18 protein-coding genes are annotated in these 21180 nt (G+C 30.2%); 2 read left to right on the top strand and 16 right to left on the bottom strand.

The genetic code is table 11. The annotated features are described in order from the left end of the window. Window position 1: 1 nt before the first annotated feature. The 3 genes from Q0921_RS01990 to Q0921_RS01980 all read right to left on the bottom strand — a co-directional run bounded on the left by Q0921_RS01990 (window position 2) and on the right by Q0921_RS01980 (window position 3936). A complete protein-coding gene (locus Q0921_RS01990; protein WP_299252500.1) occupies window positions 2–793 on the bottom strand; it encodes a polysaccharide biosynthesis/export family protein in 792 nt (263 codons plus the stop codon). A gap of 84 nt (window positions 794–877) precedes the next feature. Next, on the bottom strand, window positions 878–2806 hold the full coding sequence (locus Q0921_RS01985; RefSeq protein WP_299252498.1) for a nucleoside-diphosphate sugar epimerase/dehydratase: 1929 nt from the start codon (window positions 2804–2806) through the stop codon (window positions 878–880). Then, window positions 2803–3936 carry a DegT/DnrJ/EryC1/StrS family aminotransferase gene (locus Q0921_RS01980; RefSeq protein ID WP_299252496.1) on the bottom strand — a complete coding sequence of 378 codons (1134 nt, stop codon included), beginning with the start codon at window positions 3934–3936 and terminating at the stop codon, window positions 2803–2805. Before Q0921_RS01980 ends, Q0921_RS01985 begins: the two co-directional genes overlap by 4 nt. 931 nt (window positions 3937–4867) lie before the next feature. On the opposite strand from Q0921_RS01980, the gene Q0921_RS01975 reads away from it, so the two are divergent. Then, a complete protein-coding gene (locus Q0921_RS01975; protein WP_299252493.1) occupies window positions 4868–6319 on the top strand; it encodes an MBOAT family O-acyltransferase in 1452 nt (483 codons plus the stop codon). 34 nt (window positions 6320–6353) lie between these two features. After that, the gene (locus Q0921_RS01970; protein ID WP_299252490.1) at window positions 6354–7325 is read left to right on the top strand and encodes a hypothetical protein; all 972 of its coding nucleotides are present in this window, start codon (window positions 6354–6356) and stop codon (window positions 7323–7325) included. Here the strand turns inward: Q0921_RS01970 and Q0921_RS01965 are convergent, their stop codons facing one another. From Q0921_RS01965 to Q0921_RS01905, 13 genes are all read right to left on the bottom strand, one after another. Next, on the bottom strand, window positions 7326–8483 hold the full coding sequence (locus Q0921_RS01965) for a GNAT family N-acetyltransferase (protein WP_299252487.1): 1158 nt from the start codon (window positions 8481–8483) through the stop codon (window positions 7326–7328). It abuts the gene before it with no gap. Continuing rightward, window positions 8480–9571 (bottom strand): GNAT family N-acetyltransferase, encoded by a 1092-nt coding sequence (locus tag Q0921_RS01960; RefSeq protein ID WP_299252484.1) that lies wholly within the window; start codon window positions 9569–9571, stop codon window positions 8480–8482. The genes Q0921_RS01965 and Q0921_RS01960 overlap by 4 nt, the downstream gene beginning before the upstream one ends. Window positions 9572–9628: 57 nt before the next feature. After that, complete coding sequence (locus Q0921_RS01955) at window positions 9629–11197, bottom strand: FAD/NAD(P)-binding protein (protein WP_299252481.1); 1569 nt, start codon at window positions 11195–11197, stop codon at window positions 9629–9631. 3 nt (window positions 11198–11200) lie between these two features. Then, entirely contained in the window at window positions 11201–11842 is a 642-nt protein-coding gene (locus Q0921_RS01950; protein ID WP_299252477.1) for an acetyltransferase, read from the bottom strand. A 67-nt stretch (window positions 11843–11909) separates the two neighbouring features. Then, window positions 11910–12515 carry a sugar transferase gene (locus Q0921_RS01945; protein WP_299252474.1) on the bottom strand — a complete coding sequence of 202 codons (606 nt, stop codon included), beginning with the start codon at window positions 12513–12515 and terminating at the stop codon, window positions 11910–11912. Between the two features lie 98 nt (window positions 12516–12613). Next, window positions 12614–13657, bottom strand: coding sequence for a peptidoglycan bridge formation glycyltransferase FemA/FemB family protein (locus tag Q0921_RS01940; RefSeq protein WP_299252471.1), 1044 nt, complete (start codon window positions 13655–13657; stop codon window positions 12614–12616). A gap of 35 nt (window positions 13658–13692) precedes the next feature. Next, window positions 13693–14361 (bottom strand): acetyltransferase, encoded by a 669-nt coding sequence (locus tag Q0921_RS01935; protein ID WP_299252467.1) that lies wholly within the window; start codon window positions 14359–14361, stop codon window positions 13693–13695. A gap of 257 nt (window positions 14362–14618) precedes the next feature. After that, a complete protein-coding gene (locus tag Q0921_RS01930; protein ID WP_299252464.1) occupies window positions 14619–14831 on the bottom strand; it encodes an acyl carrier protein in 213 nt (70 codons plus the stop codon). Between the two features lie 36 nt (window positions 14832–14867). Then, window positions 14868–16364 carry an AMP-binding protein gene (locus Q0921_RS01925; protein WP_299252459.1) on the bottom strand — a complete coding sequence of 499 codons (1497 nt, stop codon included), beginning with the start codon at window positions 16362–16364 and terminating at the stop codon, window positions 14868–14870. 23 nt (window positions 16365–16387) lie between these two features. Then, a complete protein-coding gene (locus Q0921_RS01920; protein WP_299252456.1) occupies window positions 16388–17485 on the bottom strand; it encodes a hypothetical protein in 1098 nt (365 codons plus the stop codon). Between the two features lie 22 nt (window positions 17486–17507). After that, a complete protein-coding gene (locus Q0921_RS01915; RefSeq protein WP_299254727.1) occupies window positions 17508–18113 on the bottom strand; it encodes a sugar transferase in 606 nt (201 codons plus the stop codon). A 257-nt stretch (window positions 18114–18370) separates the two neighbouring features. Beyond that, a complete protein-coding gene (locus Q0921_RS01910) occupies window positions 18371–19678 on the bottom strand; it encodes a CoF synthetase (RefSeq protein WP_299252453.1) in 1308 nt (435 codons plus the stop codon). A 148-nt stretch (window positions 19679–19826) separates the two neighbouring features. Continuing rightward, on the bottom strand, window positions 19827–20987 hold the full coding sequence (locus tag Q0921_RS01905; RefSeq protein WP_299254724.1) for a glycosyltransferase family 4 protein: 1161 nt from the start codon (window positions 20985–20987) through the stop codon (window positions 19827–19829). Window positions 20988–21180: the final 193 nt, after the last annotated feature.

The raw sequence follows: 21180 nt of genomic DNA, 5'->3' as shown, positions 1-21180 counted from the left end.
TCTATCTTAAAAAAAGTGCTAAAGCTGCTAGACCCACACTTATAACACTTAAAACAACTCCCACTGTATTATCTCTACCTTTAGAATTTTTTACTTGAGTCTTATTTGGTTCTATATATAATACATCATTTTGTGCTAAATAATAAACAGGTGAATCAAAAATTGATTTGGAAGTGAGATCAACCTTATGATATGTATTCACACCATCATTTTCTCTAATGACCATCACATTACCTCTTTTCCCCATAATGGTAAGATCTCCTGCTAAACCAATAGCTTCTATAATTGTTACTCTTTCATTAGGAATGGTAAATGATCCTGGTCTATCAACTTCGCCAATAACTGTAATCTTAAAATTTTTGAGTCTAACATTTACTATAGGATCTTTTATATAAATTCTCAACCGTTCTTTTAACATATCTTTGACCTGCACTCGAGTCAATCCTGCTATTTTTAATTTTCCAATAACTGGAAAATCAATAGTTCCTTCTTCATCAATAAGATATGTAGGTTCTGTTCCACTCGTTACACTCGCTGTAGCAGTAATTTCTCCTGATGGGGGAGGTAAACTAGCACCTTGCATTAAATTAAAAGGTCTGGCTGCATCCATATCTGTTGCAGAAACCAAAATACTAACAACATCATCTACTTTAAAAACAGGAGTAAATGAGTTCGTCGATTTTATCTTTTCTAAATCTTTAGAATTCTGAAAATACACCACATCAGTAGGGGTTTTACAGGAAAAAATAAATATTGATATTACTAATAAAAGTAAAAACTTATATAAGTTCATATTTTTTAAATTCTTTAGGGCATTTTAATAAGCAAACAAAAATATGATAATATTCTCGTTTATTACAACAATTTTAAAAGAAGACTAGACTAATACTTTCCCTTTTTTACTATTAATTTCTTCGTTCTTAATATCGATACTTTCGAAAGTAGAATTCTTAGAAATAAATTCAGGTACTATCTCTTTTAGCTTCCCGACAATTTGATGATCCTGATTAAATAAATTCATAATGCAGAGATCATCAATTTTATCCATTACTAAATGACAATCTGCATCATCAAATTTACTAATCATAATTTTTTTATGGTATGTTGGTAAGGTATTCTCTGTATCCGCTAATAGTTCTTCATATAGTTTTTCTCCTGGTCTTAATCCGGTGATCTCTATATCTATATCATTAGGATAGTTAAGTCCCGATAGTCTAATCATTTTTTTAGCTAAATCGAATATTTTCACCGATTCACCCATATCAAAAATAAAGATCTCACCACCATTACCCATTGTTCCTGCTTCAATAACTAATTGAGAAGCTTCTGGTATCGTCATAAAGAAGCGAGTAACATCTTTATGAGTTACAGTAAGAGGCCCACCTTTATCTATTTGTTTTTTGAATAAAGGAATTACAGAACCGTTAGATCCCAAAACATTTCCAAATCTTGTAGTAATAAATTTAGTCTTGCTTCTTTTATGTAGACATTTTATATACATCTCTGCAACTCTTTTGGTTGCTCCCATAACATTGGTTGGATTCACGGCTTTATCGGTTGAGACAAAAACAAATTTATCTACACCAAACTCCGACGATAAATCTGCTAATTTCCGCGTACCTAAAACGTTTATCTTAATTGCTTCACAAGGATTATTTTCCATTAACGGCACATGCTTATATGCAGCGGCATGGAATACCATATTAGGTCTAAATCTCTTAAAGATCGTTTCTATACGCTGGTGATCCCTAATATCGGCAACAATCGGCGTAAAATTATTAACTCCTTTACTTAACAACTCTTGCTGTAAATCATATAAAGGTGACTCTGCCTGATCCACTAGGACTAAGTGTTTATAACTATAAAAAGACGCCTGTCTAACAATTTCACTTCCAATAGAACCTGCTGCACCAGTAATCAAAATTACCTTATCATCAAGTTCTTTTTTAATGTTTTGGTTTTCTAATGCAATTGGAGCTCTATCTAATAAATCTTCTATCTGGATTTGTTTGATCTGAGAGACATTTAATTTCCCATCAATCCAATCATTAATTGCAGGAATAATCTTAACCTTCACGGAGAGCTTGAGTAAATTATCCGAAATTTCTGATAAGCGCTGTTTATCAATATGAGGGATTGATACAATAATCTCAGTTATATTATTTTTTGTAATATACCCTTGAGTAATCGTTTTCGAACGGTGAACAGTAATACCGTTAATTGTTTTTCCAACTTTTTGAGGGTTATCATCTATAAAACCAACTACGGTAACAGACTTATGTGAGTCATTTGTAATAGCTGCCAAGGTTATTAAACCTGAATCTCCTGCTCCATAAATCATTACTCTAGAAGAATCCCCAAGTTTTGACTTTACAAAATGGTAACAATATTTAAATACTAATCGACTAAGGGTTAAATTAATAATATTTAATAGGTAATGCACACAAATAATAGATACAGGAATGTTAAGAAGCTCTGGAATCAAAGATAATCTACTTGACACCATTAAAGCTCCACTTAAAGAAATTACTACTGTAACTGCCAAAAACAAATTATATGCATCCCTCATTCCAGTATGTCTTACTACTCCTTTATGGGAACCTATCATCAAGAAACTAATTGCAGCTATAGCTATCATTACCGGTATTTGATAAATGAAATTTGTCTTATCAAAATCAAGGGTTATACCAAACCTAACCACATATGCTAAAAAGAAATTAAAGATCGTAATTGCAATATCGATAGATAACACTACCCATTTTGACGCATGCTTATGTGAATTATTAATTATGTAGTCCTTAATCATCTCAATATATTTTTAATTACCGATACAATTCTAAATAAATCTTCTTTTTTAAGATTAGACCCGCTGGGTAAGCAAAGCCCTCGATCAAATAGGTCGTCAGAAATTCCATTGAGGTAAGCATCACAATCTGCAAAAACAGGTTGACGATGCATGGGTTTCCATAGTGGTCGTGATTCTATGTTTTCTTCTGCCAAAGCTAATCTTAGACCTTCTCTTAATTCATAAGATGTGGTCTCTATACAAGTCAGCCATCTGTTAGAGTGAAAACCAGTAGGTTCTTCCAAAAATTTAATTTCAGCAGAGCTACTCAGGTTATTTTTATAAAAATTAAAGTTATCTCGTCTGTTGTTTACATGCTCCTCTAAAACCTGCATCTGCCCTCTTCCTATTCCAGCAATTATATTACTCATTCGATAATTATGCCCAATTTCGGTATGCTCGTAATGCGGAGCATTATCTCTAGCTTGAGTGGCAAGAAAAATAGCTTTCTCTTTATGTTCAGGCGTTTTGGCTATTAATGCTCCACCACCTGAAGTAGTAATAATTTTATTTCCATTAAAAGAAAGTATAGCAATATCTCCAAAAGTTCCACACTTAACACCGTTATAAGAACTCCCTAGCGATTCTGCACTATCCTCTAAAACCGGAATTTTGTATTCTGAAGCTATTTTGTGTATGGCATCAACATTATATGGCATACCATATAAATGCACGGCGATAATAGCCTTTGGTTTTTTACCCTTTGCTATTCTATCCTTAATAGCTAATTCTAATTGCTCTGGACAGATATTCCAAGTTTGCATTTCACTATCCACAAATATTGGTTTTGCTCCTAAATAAACAATAGGATTAGCAGAAGCAGCAAATGTCATACTCTGACATATTACTTCATCTCCTCGCGAAACACCTAAAAGCTTGAGTCCTAAATGTAAAGCTGCGGTACCAGAATTCAAAGCAGCTACAAAATTGTTACTACCAAGAAAATTCTCGATATCCTTCTCAAAACCATCTACATTTGGTCCTAATGGTGCAACCCAATTAGTATCAAAAGCTTGTTTAACATAGCTTTGCTCCATTCCCCCCATGTGTGGTGAAGAAAGCCATATTCTCTTGGATTCTACTGCATTCATAATTTTTCCCATTAATTAATGAACAATATTTTATCCTCTATAACCATAACATTACCGTTATAATTACCGAATATTTTTATGACAATCTAATAATATAAGGAAGAAGGGGGGTAGCACTTCCAAAAATTGTATTTTACTCTTACTTGCTTTAACCGGCGCTAAAATAGTTCAGTTACGTTTAATATTACTAGAAAAAACAACTTTTTAGATAGAATACTCAAAAAAGGCGTTTAACAGCATTAGTGCTTCCTGATAATTTACCGAACGAGGGTTTTCCCGTAAGAAAAGTACTATAAAAACTAACCTTAGTTATAGGTGAAAACTTACAAAACACCCTTTTTTATTTAACTAATATCGTTAATATTCCATATTTTAACACTTTTTAACTAATTTTTACAAAAAATATAACCGTAATTTCCTACTTTAAGTTAGTCATAAAGAATGTTTCAATAATACTAGTTAAATTTGATAAAATGCGCAGTGATTCACCTGTTTTTTAAACAGGTTTTTTCCCTTCTTCTTGAAAATGAATTGTAATTTTCTATTCTTATATCTTTATATTTTAATTATGTCATTAATAAAATAATTGTCCTTATAATATAACAAAAGTAATTAAGCTAACCAAGTAACCAAAAAAATGATCACAAAAAGAATACATAAAAGAGCTAATGCACTCATTATTTCGATAAACTACACACAATGAGTTTTCGTCACACATTTAAAACGTAATACACTATAGGGTGAATCTTTATATTCCGAACAGCACTTTTGTTGTTGTTATATCTACTTAAGCATATTTCTTAATAAAAATTGATTAGAATATTTGATTTATTAAATTAAATAAACAAAATTTACAAGCTTCAGAAAAACAAAGGGATTATCTAATGATAATTTCAATTTAACACCCCCGATCTTATATTAATGATTTTGCATGTTATTTAATTCATTAGATTTTTTTATTTTTTTACCAGTTGTTTTTATTGCATATTGGTTCTTCTTCTATAAAAACTTAAGGCTTCAGAACATTTTTATCCTGATTGCTAGTTATTTATTCTATGGAATATGGGATTGGCGTTTCCTGTTTCTTATTTTGGCTAGTACTACAGTTGATTATTTCGTTGCTCAATATATCCATAATAGTGATTCTAATAAACAAAGAAAGAGATGGTTGTGGGTTAGTGTAATTTTTAATATAGGACTATTAGGTTTTTTTAAATATTACAATTTCTTTGTAGATTCCTGGGTAGATCTTATTCATATTTTTGGCTATAAACTACAAAGCTCTTGGACCTTACAAATTATACTTCCTGTTGGAATCTCTTTTTATACCTTCCAGACCATGTCTTATTCACTAGACATTTATTATAAAAGACTCACTCCTTCTAAGGATTTTATTTCATTTGCTACGTTTGTTAGTTTTTTTCCGCAATTAGTTGCGGGCCCGATTGAGAGAGCCTCTAATTTACTCTCTCAGCTTACAACAAAAAGAACTTTTAATTATAAGCAATGTACAGAAGGTCTAAAACTCATCATATGGGGATTATTTAAGAAAGTAGTGATTGCTGATTCTATTGCGCCAATTGTTGATGACATTTTCGCTAATTACGAAAACTACCCCGCCTCTACTCTTATACTAGGTGTTACTTTGTTTAGTTTTCAAGTATATGGAGATTTTAGCGGTTATTCTGATATCGCAATTGGTACTGCTAAATTGTTTGGTATAGAACTAATGTCTAATTTTAAATTTCCAAATTTTTCCAGAAATGTTGCAGAATATTGGCAACGATGGCACGTATCATTATCAACCTGGTTTAGACATTATGTATATATTCCTCTTGGTGGAAGTCGGGTTAACAAACTAAAATCAATAAGAAATATTTGTATTATTTTTTTGGTAAGTGGTTTTTGGCATGGCGCGAATTGGACTTTTATCGCTTGGGGAGGAATTCATGCACTTCTATATATCCCCGTTTTTCTGATGGGGCGTAATCGAATTTATATGGATAACGTAGTCGCAGAAAATAGTTGGTTTCCTCCTATTAAAGAGATATTCCAAATACTCCTAACTTTTTCATTAATAACATTTTCTAGAATATTTTTTAGATCAGAATCCATAACCGATGCCTTTGGATTTTTAGAACAGATATATAATAATTTTAGTTTTGAAATATATGAACATCCTCTAGGTTACCGTATGATTGACTACTTTGTGCTTTTAGGACTTTTTACCCTATACGAGTTTAGAATAAGAAGAGATGAACGATCTCCTTTTAAATTTAAATCAAGGATAGTCCGATTTATAGCATATACTTTAGTAATTTTATGTATGCTTCTTTTCTTTGATGACAATATTGATAGATCATTTATCTACTTTCAATTTTAAACATAAAAGTTTATTAAAAAACGGAACTGAAAAAATGAAAAAACTTATTCTAAAAAGCGGCTTATATATTTTTCTATTCCTCATTTCATTAGAGTTATTAGTTCGCCTTTTTCATTTAGGAAAAGATACACCGACCAGAATACTGGATGAATACAAAGTAGAGAAATGGATGCCTAATCAAAATGGTTATTCTGTAACAGGAAATAGAAGACAGAATTTCTCTGAATATCGGATAAACAACTCTGGATTCAACTCCTACCGAGAGTTTACACCAACTAAAAAAAACATAGAAATTGCCCTTGTAGGAGATTCATTTATAGAAGGATTCCATCAAAACTATTACAATTCTATCGGTAAAAAAGTTGAAAAATCTATTCCAGAAATTGAAGTGTATGAATATGGATATGCAGGCTATGATTTTGCAGACCAACTACATCTTATTCATGCTTATAAGGAAGAGTTTGAAACAATTGATCATATTGTCTTAGGGATAAAATTCTCTAATGATTTAACCAGAGGAGAATATCAGGTTGTTACTAGCCGATTGGCACTAGAATCTCCTATAAATAAATTACTTAAAAAAAGTAAACTGCTTGTGTATTCCAAAAGCATTGGTATTTTGAATTCCCCACAAAAATTGTTGTACCGATTAATGAATATATTAAACCCTGCACCTAAAACCCAATCCGTAAGTGAAGAGGAAATATTACGTATCAAAAAAGAGAAAGAAAATCAATATTTAGCTAATTTTGATAGTCTTGTTAGTAAATATGGTTATGATAAAAATCGTTTTACACTTCTTTTAGATTCAAGAATTACTAGTAGACTTTTCATATCTCATTTAAAGGAAAATGATTATAACTATATTGATTTTTCAGAATATTTTGAAAAAAGTGATCACCCTACAACTTTGATTTATGATAGACATTGGAACAATTACGGGAGAGATTTGATTGCAAAAGCTATAAGTGAATATCTTAAGAAAAAAGAACTAATCAAAGAATAACTACTTTATCAATGTAACTTTTTGCATCTTCGATCTCCCCACAATTAAATAAGTCTTTTCTTTTTTAGAAACTTCTAACACCTTTACATTAATAACATTATCAATACTTGTGTAAAGAAAATTAAATACGATTTTTCTAAGTCCCTTATGTTCTTCGCAATTATAGTCTATCGTTGGTAATCCTTTATCATAAACTGCCTCCTCTATAGGAGAGACTTGATGTTCTTCGGTAAAAGCGATAGATTGTGTCTTTCGCTTTGTCTTGTACTTTTTATAGCGGACATAAGTAAGTTTAAAAACAAATTCTTTTAGTTTTACTTTTGTATACTCTATATTTCCTTTAAAAAAACCTACAATTGATTTTTTTGGATATATGATTTGATGTTCAAAATTATATATATGATTACACCACTCTCTTTTATAACTTAGATCTCCCATTCCCATCTCATATGATTTATGATTGTTCTCTATCAACCAATCTATTTTTTTATATATCTCTACACTTCCTAAGCTAAACTTTGAATAATCAATGTCATATGATGAAATTGCACTAAATAATCTATTTTGAAAATGATGGTTTAAGGAAACGATAATAGGTTGATTATCTTCAAAAGCCACAAACATTGATGCCTTTTTTTCATTAATTAAAGAAAAATACATTTGCTTATAGTAATCCCATCTCAAAAGACTCTGACTTACGTCATTGCGCTGTTCGAATCTTCTGACTAACATTTTTTCTAAACAATTCATCAAGAACTCATAATCCTCCCCCTCTATTGCTCCATAATATGTCTTATACGAAATATCAAAACAAGACTCTAATCGTTTTATTCTTCTTCTGATTCCTTTTGCATTACTTCTAAAACGATGCTTGATATAAGCATCAGCACTTGCAAAACCATCAAGAAAAATAGCGTAACCTTTAAAAAACTGTTCTACTTTCTTGATTACAAAAATGTCACTTTTAATAATTGGTCTTAAATAATTCGGAATAAAAAAAACAGAATACATTTTATCTGGATTCTTCTCTAGGCTATTATCATAATTAGGATTAGTTATCGATTTATCGTTTTCTAATGAGTTTACTTCTGAGAATAGTTTTGGAATTGAACATTTTTCAAAAAGTTCGAAAAAATAATCTATATTGTCTTTTTTCATCTATTGTTCAATCTATAAAATGGAAAGAAATAATTTTTTAGATCTTCCTTCCTGATATTTTCATATTCGCTATCTGAAGCCAGACATAATTCATCATACACTTCTTCATTTACTATTTTTCTACCTGTACAAAACATTACATCATCATCTTTAGGAAATAGTGACTTTTTATTTTTATACAATCCATCTCCATCCTTCATTCCTCCGCCGAGCACATAATATTTTTTTTCATTTTCCACAGCCCATTCTATTACTTTCACTCTTAAGAAATCATTTGGCCTATAACTAAAATACTCTGCATTAGTACCTCCTAAGAATGCGAAAATTATGTCTTTATAATTAATAATAAGCTCTACTGAAATTGGAACGTCTTCATAATAGACAATAACGATGGAAAAATTATCTAAATTAGATAATATAAGATCTTCAAAATAAGTCCCTGAAAAAAAATAAATACTATCCGCCTTATTTCTTGTCATTGTATCTACATAGATATCATGGAAGATTTCTATAACATCTTTAGTAATTTGATTTTTATGAAAAACCTTAAAACTCAAATTATAATTTATTGCTTTTCTATAATTATTTCTAACTTTGGGAAGAAATGCATTCCATTGATCTTCAAAATTCTCTAATAAATGACCTTTTACATTAGAAAGTGTTTTTATAAGTGAACCGGAATAATTTTGGTGATTTTCATGAAGACTAAAACGAACAAACTCTGTTACAATCTCGTTTTCCTTATACCATGTATCTACATGATCCCAAAATTGAGCAAGATCCTCTGAAGAAACATCATCATTATACAAGGGGCCACTGTATCCATATGGACTAATAACATCATAATATGGATGTTCCTTTTCGTGTATTTTTATCTTCCTTAAAACAAAGGGCATCAATATGATAGGTACATCATTCTTTTCAAACAAAAAGCATCTTAATTCATCAGAATCTTTTTCAGAATGACGTAAATGCTCAATTGAATAATATACATTATTATTCCATTCTCTCTTAAGAAGTGATTTATATTTCACAACTTCCGAACTGTCATCAAGATCTTTTATTAGTATTTTGTAATTTTTGTTCAATGCTCGGGTGGTTTATTAGTGATTCGTTTATAGATTGATTCTTATATTATTCTTTCATTACTTTTGATTAAAATAATTATATACTTTTTCAGCTAAAAGTTCCGAAAGCCATATAATCCTTCCGCAGTGCTCTACATGCCAAACAGCGTTTCCTTCAAAAATATTACCTGCTAATAATGGTCCTATAATATGCAGATTATCTGATGTCTCTAAAGATTCATTAACCTCAAAACCTATATTTGATTCATTTGGAGCACATAATTTTTTTGTTATAACTTTTTTCAGTAACGGGGGTATGTCTGAAGCAATTAAGTTTGTACTACCGATACAATTAAAAATAATATGTACAGAGTCTTTGCTTATCCTATTGGTTTTTGATTTTGTATCCAAATATTCTAAAGAATATATATTATCAGCATTTTTCTTTATATCAATAAATCTTCCAGCAATATGATCAAAACGATTTTCTTTTTTTAAAATCTCTATAGTTTTAGAATAATGATACCCAGCACATCGCTGCCTTCTTCCTATATCATTACCATATAAACATGCAAACTTTTTTAGCTCTTCCCTATCTAGTTTTTTCAACAGGGAACCAAAGGCTTTGGAAATAACATCTACTGTAGAGGCTGCTCCCAAGTGAATTTCATCCGCTAAGTCTAGGTCTCTATAAGTTGCATCAGCAATTTGCTTAGCTGTTAAGTTTTCATGATCGGCTAGAGAAAGTAAATTATTCGGTGAATATCTCTTTTTTCCTTCTTCATCAATTATAGAATCCGGGGATAATCCTTGCGTAGAAAGTAAAGTAAACTTATTAATTTTGGATTTAATATGATCGTGATCATTAAGTTTATAAAGCATTTCTAACCCACTAGCATTTGCTCCTACAATTAAAGCATTTAGCTGTTTTTTTGGCTTATCTACTAAGAAAGTTTCAAGTTGCGCAAAAACCTCTTTTAAAGAAGGTTTATAGGGATTATTAACAAAAAATAAATTATCGTTTGTAATTAAATCTTCTTTTTTCCATAAATGTACGGTAGGAAGCGAACCTAAAGAAAGAACAACTTTCTCTGAAATAATCTCCTGATCATTTCCAAGTGATAATGAATATAATTTGTCAGTCTTATCTATATCAATTACTTCTGTATTAATGTAGTTTACCGCAATACTATCTCTCTCCTCAGCTTCCTTAATATACTTCTTTGTTTTTTGATCAATGTAGCTACCAAAAAAGCGACGAGGAATAAAAAGATCTCCCCATTCGTTATTTTTAAGCTTATCCTCATGTTTAGAAAGCCAATCCGAAGACAAAGCACCACCATCAGACCTAAATTCTTCTAGTAGCCATTCTTTATTTACATTAAGCCATTTAATAAATTTACCTAATTCCGGCTCAGGTAAGAAATTCTTTAAAGATGTAATTAAAAGAACTGAAAAACCAGATCTCACACCATAGGGTATTCCTGTATAAAATTCTGGATATTTATCAATAATAGTTATTGATATTTTCTTTCTTATTGCTTGTTTTTTTAATCGATCAAGAAAATGTAAAATAGTAAATGACGAAGAAATACCTGATCCTATAAAAGTGATATCAGATATTTTAGTTTTATTTTCAAAAAGCATGAACTATGATTGTTTTATTTTGATAATTTTCCCAGGATTCCCTACTACTGTTGCATAATCTGGAACATCCTTTAAAACAACTGTTCCCGCGCCAATTGTACACCACTTACCAATCTTTACTTTTGGGATAACCACAGCACCTACTCCAACATGTGAACCTTCACCAACTTCTACATGACCGCATAGAGCTGCCTTGGGAGAAACGTGAGCAAAGTCACCAATAATATTATCATGATCTATACTAGCACCTGTATTTACAATTACATGCTCGCCAATAGATGTATTTGGTTGAATTATAGCTCCAGCAAAAACAACGGTCCCTTGCCCTATTTTTGCAGTAGAAGCAACAATGGCAGACTTATGTATTGCCCTCTCGAATCGACTATTCAGAAAACCAGCAATTTCTGCTCTCTCTGCATTAATACCAACAGCAACAATTACGGGATGTCCTTCATGTGGAAATGCTTCTAGATTCCCCCTCGCTCCAGAAGTCACATTTTTAGAAGCATAATGACTATCAGAAGGTTTATCGTCAAAAGTATCAGTCACCTCGTACCCATTATCTTCTAATACAGCTTGAATGACCTGAGAATGCCCTCCTGCTCCATAAATCCTTATTTTATTAGATTTTTCTACTACTTTCATTTCGTTATACTTCAATATTTAAGTTAATCGTTGGTTATTCAATTTATTGTCAAAGGATAAATTAATATTATTCATTTCCTTTCCATGCTTTCATGGTTACATTTTGATCGGTGTTTACCCCTTCTTTTTTAACAACTTTTAGAATTGTCAAAAGCAAAATTTTAACATCTAAAATAAAACTTATATTATCAACGTACCACACGTCATATTCAAATTTCTGATTCCAGCTTATAGTATTTCTTCCTTTAACCTGAGCCCAACCAGTTATACCTGGCTTAACCCAATGCCTCTTCTTCTGAGCATTATTATACAAGGGTAAATATTCTACCAATAACGGTCTGGGACCGACCAAACTCATATCACCTTTAAAAACATTAATGAGCTGTAACAATTCATCTAATGAGTATTTTCTAATAAACGCTCCTGCTTTCGTAATGCGAGAAATATTATGTTCATTGTTACTATCATCTAATTTTAAATCAGACATCGTTTTAAATTTAATAATTTTAAAAGGCTTTCCATTTATTCCTGGTCTTAACTGTAAAAAAAAAGGTTTACCATTGTTTACAAAAAGTAATATTAATACGATTAATAAAATAAGAGGCGAAAGCATTAGAAGTCCTAATAAAGATATAATGAAATCTAATAATCGTTTTATATATGGGTAATACATATGACAAATGTAACTTATAATGATAATATTAACAGCATTTTATGCTTTTAGGTATTCTTTTTAACCAAACTAAAATCAACTTCACAACTGATTCATATTTAACTATGCTCTGAATATCGATATAACGGAAAAAAATTAATATCGTTTATCATATTAATAAGTCCTTGTTTTTTAACTAATTCATTATAAACTGACTGATTAATTACTAGTTTCCATATTTCAAAATCTTTAAAACATTTAGAAAATGAAGATTTAAAACGAAATAAAGAATCTTCATTGCTACCTCCTAACCCACCTCCTAAATTGAAAACTTCATATTTTTGCTCAGTGCCTTGTATCCTCATCTCATCAATCAATAACTTACTTGGCATCAAATGTAAATATTCATTTTTTGTTCCCGACAAATGATATTGAATAATCTTATTTGTTTTTATAAATATACTACCTCCAATACTCTTGTTAGTTTCTTTATCAAATGCGAGTAAAACCTCTGTTTCAAAGCTCTTACTTGCAATCAGAGAAAAAAAATAATCTGTACTAAAAAAATAGAAAGATGCGGCATCAACACGCTTCATATTTTCATAATAAATATCTATGAACTCTAAAATTTCTTCCTTAGTAGTTGCTTTTTTAACGATACAATTTCGTCTAGACTTATTAATATGAGTCCTTAATCTATTTTGAAAGTTATGATGTTGAACATCTGCACTGGCAGTAATATCAATATTAACCAATTTACCTTGTAAAACTATTTCCCCATAACTATTCAGAATAAGATTTTGGTTTTCAATAAAAGGATTAAGACGACTAAATACAGATACAATATTTTTATTTTTAAAGTATTCATTTAAATTTTCTATGAATTCTTCATTATTAAAATCTTCTATGTTTTTGTTTACTATAGGGCCACAATAACCATAAACACTAGTTGCATCATAATAAGTAGTTTCGGGAATATTTCTAATAACAATAGGAAAACCAATCACTAAATCTCCTTTTTTGTATGTTAACAATACCGCCAGATCATTCTCATTCTTCGCTATTTGATGATAGTCAAACGTATGATAAAAATCATAGTGTTTAATTCCTATCAAAAAATGATCCCAATCATTCTTCGAAGTGATTTCGCTTATTTTTAACATTCTCGCCTCTTAAAAGTATAATTTTCTTTTTCTAGTCATCTTTTTCTTAAAAAAATTTCCCCTTTTTTTATTACTCTTATTTCCTTTCCTGGAACTCCATAATACAGCTTAAAATCTTCAACATTATCTATAATTAACGAACCCGCTCCAATCGCACTATGCATACCAATATTAATATTTTGAATAATATTTGCTCCTAAAAATATTGCCGTACACTTACCAATATTCACGTTTCCACCAACGGAAACCCCAGGAGCTAAACTTGAAAAATCTGAAAGACTACTATCATGACCAAAATTGCAACCTGTATTTAGAATACAAAAATTATTAATTCTTGCGTCTGCATTAACAGTTACAGAGGCTAAAATGACAGTTCCCGCACCTATCGTTACGCTAGGGGAAATTACTGAAGAAGGATGAATTACTGATATAAATTCAAAATCAGGAACTAATTCTATGATTTTTTTATACATTAAATACCTATCCCAATTATCTCCTATCGCTATAATTCCCTTATTAACACCCTTATCGAATAAATCAAGAATACAATTTTCGTCACCAATAATCTCATGTCCAAATACTTTACTTCCCTTAGTTTTAAAGGAATCTATGAGTCCATAAATTTGATAATTTCTGTTTAATTCTACAGTTTCTATTATTACTTTAGCGTGACCAGATGCACCTATTATAAGGATTTTATCCATATGTTTTAATAGACCTTAGTTAATAACGATTATTTATATATACCCTTTTTTCAAAATTTATTTAAATTTATTTTTATCCGAATTGTTATCATTAAGCTCTAATTACATTTTTTTCGAAATACAAAACCTTCAAATTCAGATTGTCAACAAAAATATCTCTGAATTCATAATATACGATTTTATAAAGTACCAAAAAACAAACATTTTATCACCAAAAAATTTTTAATTAGAACCATGCATGAGCAACTCAATTAAGACTACAACTCTGATTCAATAATACTTATCAAATCTCCGATATTACTCATATTCATTAAATCCATAAGTTTAAATTTTATTTTAAATCTTTGTTCAACTTCAGATATAATCATCATATGAGTAATAGATTCCCATCCATCTACATCAGCGGCAGTTGTCTCGTCAGTAAGTTGAAAATTCTTATGTTCTAATACAGATACAAATGCTTCCGTCACTTTAGATAAAATCTCTTCTTTATTCATTATTCATTACTAATTTATGTCAAAATACTCCTTTAATTTTTTCCTATTTACCTTTCCATTAATACTATGCGGAAATTCTTTTATAAATCTTACATGCCCAGGGATCATGTAGTCCGGCATTTTAGTTTTAAAATAATCAAATATTTCTTTAGTATCAAATGGTTCACTTTCTATGGCTAGACCTAATTCTGCATTACCTAAATTATTAGTAATGTCGAGTGCCACCATATTCACTTTTTTATCAGATTTGGATTTTGCATGGAACTCAATTTCTGCAAGTTCTACTCTATATCCTCTAATTTTTACCTGAAAATCTGCTCTGCTTACATATAAAAAATCTCCTTCTTCATCTTTTAGACAAAGGTCTCCAGTTTTATAATACCTAACAGTCTTGTCATTTTCTTCTCTTGTGAAAAAACTTTGGATATTACGTTCTTCATTTTTCCAATATCCAGGTGTTATCTGAGGTCCACCTAAGCATAATTCACCGGTTTGACCAATACCAACTTCTTCATTCTTTTCATTTACTATGAGGTATAATGTATCTTTTTGTGGAGCACCAATTGCAATAATACCATTATGAGACTTTGTATCTGTTTCCTTTTGATATGGATAAAAACCACTATATACTGTAAACTCAGTAGGCCCATAATAATTAAAAATTTTACAGTTTGGTAAACAATCGCTCCACTCCTTTGCTATTTCGCTATGCAGAGCACCACCCCCAAAACTACAATACCTTAAATCAGGTGCATTTATCTCTGAAAAATAAGGGCGTAAATAATTTATAATAGAAGGTACCATAGTAAGTACTGTAAGCTTCTGTTCTTTAATAAGCTTAAAAATATAGAAATATTTGATAGCTTTCTTTGGTATAGTATACATACAAGATCCTGATAATAATGGAAATAAATAGGTAACTACTGAGAAATCAAAAGTTAGCTCGAACATTTGCAAACATCGATCGTAAGGTTCCAAATTGAATGTTGGTTCAGCATCAATTGCTCCTACCAACGCCTGAACATTATCAAATGTGATAGGAACTCCTTTTGGTAAACCTGTAGTTCCTGAAGTAAATAAAATATATGCTAATTGGTCTCCTGAGAACTCCTTAGGAACCAAGTTAATCTCAGTATTTAATAATTCTTTAGAAGCGATTACTTTACAATCAATATATATGGACCTTTCAGAAGAATCTATAACATATTTAGTTTCTGTTAATTCAAAAACTTTTGCATTCCTCTCAAATGGAACTTCTGGGTTGACAGGAACATAAGCCTTTCCTTCTAACCAAAGCGCAACGATACTCGCATAGGTTTGAAGATCATCATTAGTAACCAAACCAATAAGTTTTTCCGAATCTTCAATGGTATTAACTATTGTAGTTCTTATTTTAGATATTTCCTTAGCAAACTCTTTATAGGTATAGAAAGTGCTATTAATGCATAATACATTATAATCTGAGTGCTTTTCTATTGATTCCTGTAATCTTTTTACAAATTCCATTTGTAGTTTATTATGCAATTGGTTTAATAAAAATGTCCATCACTGTTTAACATAACAAAATTCTTAGAATCTATCTCCGTATCATTATGCGCCAACCCTTTTTTGGTAACTTTATGTACAAAAATTGTTCTGTATCTTTTGGTAATATTCTCAGACAATTTTGTGTCATCAGTAAATATGAACGTTTTTCGATGTTTAATAAAGTTTTCTATTAATGCATCTACGCACAAATTATAACTCTCGTCATCTTCTACCAAAAAATATTTAACATTAAACTCATTATAATTTATAACATACGACAAAAATCCAATGATTTTATCTTCTTCCATTATTTTCAGATTATGAAGATAAATATTATTACTGATACCTGTTTGTAATGATGTATAAGTATGTTTATCAGGTACTGGAGTCTGAAGGTACTGACTAGTGTCAATTTGCCAGTTGATATACTCCTTTGTTTTATAAATCAAATCATTATAGCAAAGAGGCTTAATAAATTCCCAAGTATCATCATCTATTTGATTTACAAATTCATAAGAAAGTATTTTTACCTTGTTTTTTAATTTAGATCTATTTATGGATCGTATGATTAAGCCAACAAAACTATCTATGCGATCAAGAACAAATTTAAAAGATTTTAAAAAATTGAATCTTCCAATTAACATAGAAGTATCTAAGCTAAAGAATATAGTATGTCTCAATCTTTTAGCTATTATTCTAAAAGGTTGTTTTTCATAAAAACTATTTACATTTTCTGCATAGGATTTAATCAATATTTGTTTTCCTGTTAGATTAACTGCTTCATTATAAATGTATGTTCCTAAAACAGTGTCCTTGTAAGTTTTATGAACCCACCAGGATATCATCCAATACACTTTCTTCGGTTTACTATCCTTTGTATTTAATAAATCCGGAAACATAAAAATAAAAGAAATCATTTTATCTCCTTCGTATCCAATTACACCACAGTAATCATCATCACTGATCCTATTGTTAGAAATCATCCATAATGCTTTACTCTTTGGCAATGGCGCCAGATCATTTTTCCAATAGGTATTCTTATCAATAGCTTCCCTTAACATTATTTTTGTTAAGCCTATTACTTGTAAATCTTTACTCATCGTTCTTTTGAATAAGATAAAATTAATTAGTACCATTAAACCATTCAGATGTTAATTCTTGGGACAGATTAACATCTTCTTTTTTCAAAACTTTTTGTAGTGTTAGACCCATAATTTTTAGATCTAATAAAAAGCTACAATTCTCCACATACCAAACATCATACTCAAATTTATTTTTCCAAGTAATTGAATTTCTTCCATTTACTTGCGCCCAACCCGTAATTCCAGGTCTCACATTATGTCTTTTTTTCTGAGCTTCATTATATACTGGTAGATATTCTATAATTAATGGTCTAGGGCCTATTAGTGACATATCTCCTTTTAGTACGTTTACTAACTGAGGAATTTCATCTAAGGAGGTTTTTCTTGCGAATGTTCCAACTGATGTTATTCTATTTATATCCGGTAACAAATTACCTTCATCATCCTTTAGGTCATTCATCGTTTTAAACTTGATAATACTAAAAATTTTTTCAGATTTACCTGGTCTTTTCTGAACAAAAAATGGTTTCCCCTTATTAGCTATTACAAGAAAAACAATAAGTAACAGAAATATCGGAGCAATCATAAAAAGTAAAACTAAAGCAATACTAAAATCAAGAACTCTTTTAAAAAAATATTTATACAGCATATTTTATCGTTTAAAAATGACTATACCAAAAGCCACGGAACAAATCCCATGTGATGCTTTCATACTTAAAAAATGGGGGAAATGAAATAGATACATGATTTTTATCTGTCAAGGGGAATGCAGTCATCCTCATATCTATAATTCTGTTCTTAGAATCGGTGACAAATATACAATCTATATTTTACTTTTTTAACTAAATTTAACTACTTTTTTAATAAAAAAACCCTCACTGAAAATTCAATTTTTCATCTACTTTATATGTCAACCTCATTAACAATAGCTCTTTGTTTACCAGAAACTAATAACGGAATTTCTTCTACATATAACAATTTGATTATTGCATCTTGTCCTAAATACCCTTTAAACTCTCGTATAAATTCTTTTTCTTTTGTAAAATATTGATTATCAATCTTTAACTTAAACACATACTCATTTTTTGTTTTCTGAATTATCTGTCTCTGTTCGATCTCCTCATATTTATTAATAAGCAAAAGAATACTTGTCGAGAGTATTTCTCCTGCGGTATTCTTTATCATATCCATTTTTCTCCCTTCTATCTTCGTAAGAACTAATACTTCCTTATCATCTTCAATTACAGAATCCATTATCCCTATATCCCCGGTATCATATCGAATCATTGGCTCATTATAATTGAATAAATCAGTGATAACAATTCTTCCTAAAACTCCATTTTCTGTTGTATTATCATTATCGAAATTTAGAATTTCGACATAATAGCTCGCCCAATTGATCTTAAAATATTCTTTGGATAGCGGTTGTTGGGCAATCATCCCATTCTCTGCATTAGAATATCGCGAAACCATATCCACATTAAAATACTTTTTCATCGCGAGCTTAGTATAGGGTTCCAAACGCTCTGAAATACCTATTACAGATTTAACATTACCTTCAATATTTTCAGATTCTATTACATCTAGATACTTACATATCTTATTGAAAGATGAAGCATACCCAATCATTCCTTTATTTGATTTGCTTTTCGATATTATATTAATCATTTTTTTTATGGTCAGTGGGGACAAATCAAATACGTTTACAGAAACAACATTTTGTATAAGAGACATCAACATACTTTTCTCTTTAAACATATTCCAAAAGCGTAAATAAAATAATCTATATCCAACCTCAAATCCTGCTAATTCAGAAAAATAGACAATATCCGCTGTATTTCTTGCCTTTTTATTAAGATCCTGATAAACAGTAAATGAAGCCCCAGTAGATCCACTGGTATACACAGCAACTTTTTTCCTTTTCACATACTCTACAGACTGAAATTTATCTTGTGCAGACTTTACAATTTCCTTATTAATAACTAAGAAATTTTGAAGATCCGCAGGATTAATGGTTTTATAAAAAGGTGATGTCTTTGATGCATGTTTGAGTATCAAATCTAAATATAGTTTCTGCTTATCTACAGTGGACTCTTTTTCAGGATACTCAATTAAACTCTTGACATCGTTATAATGTTTTCTTACGCTGCCACCATTTATAAAATCGACAAACCAAAAAATAATATTTCTAATACGTTCATTAAATCTCATATATACCTGCACTGCTTATATAATAAAACAAATAGAAAAATTACAATACCTAATAAAGATATGATGATATTGCTAATCCTTTAATTAAAACCCTATTGTTTCTCCCTATATGCAAAAGAAACATTTTTTAAATAATTATAAAAACATTTTACAATTGTCGATACTCTTCTAATATCGCATCCCAAACATGTTGCCTCTCGTAATTTTCACATATAACCATTCTAGCATTTAATGCCAAATTATTAGAGTAATCCTGATCTATAATCAGTTTCTTCATAGCGTTATATAAAGCATCAGAACTTTTTACTGGTATTATCGTACCATTTAGTCCTTCAGAAACGATTTCATTACAACCATTTATATCAGTTACAATACTAGGCAACCCCATAGAACCAGCCTGCATTACTACATTGGGAAACCCTTCTCTATAGCTAGGAAAAGTCAATGCATTAGATATTGCAAAATATGGACGTACATCGTGCTGCCATCCAACCGAAATAATATTAATGTTTGTATCAATTTCAATTTCCGTCTCAGGTAATAATGGATCTAATTCTTTTTCATAGGTTCCTACAAGCAATAATTTTGTATTTATATATCCCCTATTTATTTTTTTAAATGCTGCTATCAGCTCGTTAATTCCTTTATCAGCTACAAATCTTCCGACAAATATAAAAACAATATCAGATGCATCTATATTCAGTTCTTTCCTTAACTTAACATTATCTTCTTTTGTATAGGTAACAGGGTCAAAATGTGAAGTATCGATCCCGTTAGAACTTCCATTTGCTAGTACTTTTAACTTTTTTATTTTAGTATAATTATTATCAATTATAATATCTTTGAGACCAAACGAGTTTGGATAGATCATTGTAGCACAGGAATAAGTTAGTTTCTCCACGATATCTAATAAAATTCGTTTAGGACCCGTTGCTTCCAGAAGAGGCAATCCAGCAATAGTATGCAAACGATGAGGTACGCCTGCTAATTTTGCAGCCAACATGGATAGTGTTCCGGCCTTAGGTGTATGGCTATGAACAATATCGGGTTTTTCTTTTCTAAAAACCTTATAGAGTTTATAAACAGCTTTAAGATCTTGTATCGGGGTGATTTTGCGAGTCATTTCTACTGGAATGATTTCAATCCCTTCCTGTTTTGACACACTATCAATAGCATCTCTTTCTCCTTTACTAGAGATACCTATCATATCATAATATTGCGACATAAACTTTAATTGTCCCATTAGTAATTTCCCTAATGAAATAGGCACTGTCGTAACCCTTATAATTTTACTTTTATTTTTCACTATTATATATCTTAAATGAATTATATGAGCACTATAAAATAATCGCAAATATAAATATATAGAGTTCCCTTACATGTCTAATATCTTATAAATTATGAAATTTTGGGATATTTGACCTCAAACACTAGTATTTAAGAAAATAAATTTTATTTTTAAAAAAAATTAGTGATAAATAAATTACGTACTGAAAGATGTT

Origin of the sequence: uncultured Aquimarina sp. (assembly GCF_947496855.1) — a bacterium.
In the GTDB taxonomy this organism is placed as follows: Bacteria; Bacteroidota; Bacteroidia; order Flavobacteriales; family Flavobacteriaceae; genus Aquimarina.
This window is presented reverse-complemented; position numbering and strand designations above follow the sequence as displayed.

What these genes read in the sequence shown, in the direction of transcription:
- Q0921_RS01940 (WP_299252471.1), bottom strand. Translation starts at nt 13,657, where the DNA reads ATGTTAAAAATAAGCGAAATCACTTCGAAGAATGATTGGGATCATTTT.
- Q0921_RS01975 (WP_299252493.1), top strand. Translation starts at nt 4,868, where the DNA reads ATGTTATTTAATTCATTAGATTTTTTTATTTTTTTACCAGTTGTTTTT.
- Q0921_RS01950 (WP_299252477.1), bottom strand. Translation starts at nt 11,842, where the DNA reads ATGAAAGTAGTAGAAAAATCTAATAAAATAAGGATTTATGGAGCAGGA.
- Q0921_RS01980 (WP_299252496.1), bottom strand. Translation starts at nt 3,936, where the DNA reads ATGAATGCAGTAGAATCCAAGAGAATATGGCTTTCTTCACCACACATG.
- Q0921_RS01925 (WP_299252459.1), bottom strand. Translation starts at nt 16,364, where the DNA reads ATGGAATTTGTAAAAAGATTACAGGAATCAATAGAAAAGCACTCAGAT.
- Q0921_RS01965 (WP_299252487.1), bottom strand. Translation starts at nt 8,483, where the DNA reads ATGAAAAAAGACAATATAGATTATTTTTTCGAACTTTTTGAAAAATGT.
- Q0921_RS01920 (WP_299252456.1), bottom strand. Translation starts at nt 17,485, where the DNA reads ATGAGTAAAGATTTACAAGTAATAGGCTTAACAAAAATAATGTTAAGG.
- Q0921_RS01955 (WP_299252481.1), bottom strand. Translation starts at nt 11,197, where the DNA reads ATGCTTTTTGAAAATAAAACTAAAATATCTGATATCACTTTTATAGGA.
- Q0921_RS01970 (WP_299252490.1), top strand. Translation starts at nt 6,354, where the DNA reads ATGAAAAAACTTATTCTAAAAAGCGGCTTATATATTTTTCTATTCCTC.
- Q0921_RS01985 (WP_299252498.1), bottom strand. Translation starts at nt 2,806, where the DNA reads ATGATTAAGGACTACATAATTAATAATTCACATAAGCATGCGTCAAAA.
- Q0921_RS01990 (WP_299252500.1), bottom strand. Translation starts at nt 793, where the DNA reads ATGAACTTATATAAGTTTTTACTTTTATTAGTAATATCAATATTTATT.
- Q0921_RS01910 (WP_299252453.1), bottom strand. Translation starts at nt 19,678, where the DNA reads ATGAGATTTAATGAACGTATTAGAAATATTATTTTTTGGTTTGTCGAT.
- Q0921_RS01945 (WP_299252474.1), bottom strand. Translation starts at nt 12,515, where the DNA reads ATGTATTACCCATATATAAAACGATTATTAGATTTCATTATATCTTTA.
- Q0921_RS01935 (WP_299252467.1), bottom strand. Translation starts at nt 14,361, where the DNA reads ATGGATAAAATCCTTATAATAGGTGCATCTGGTCACGCTAAAGTAATA.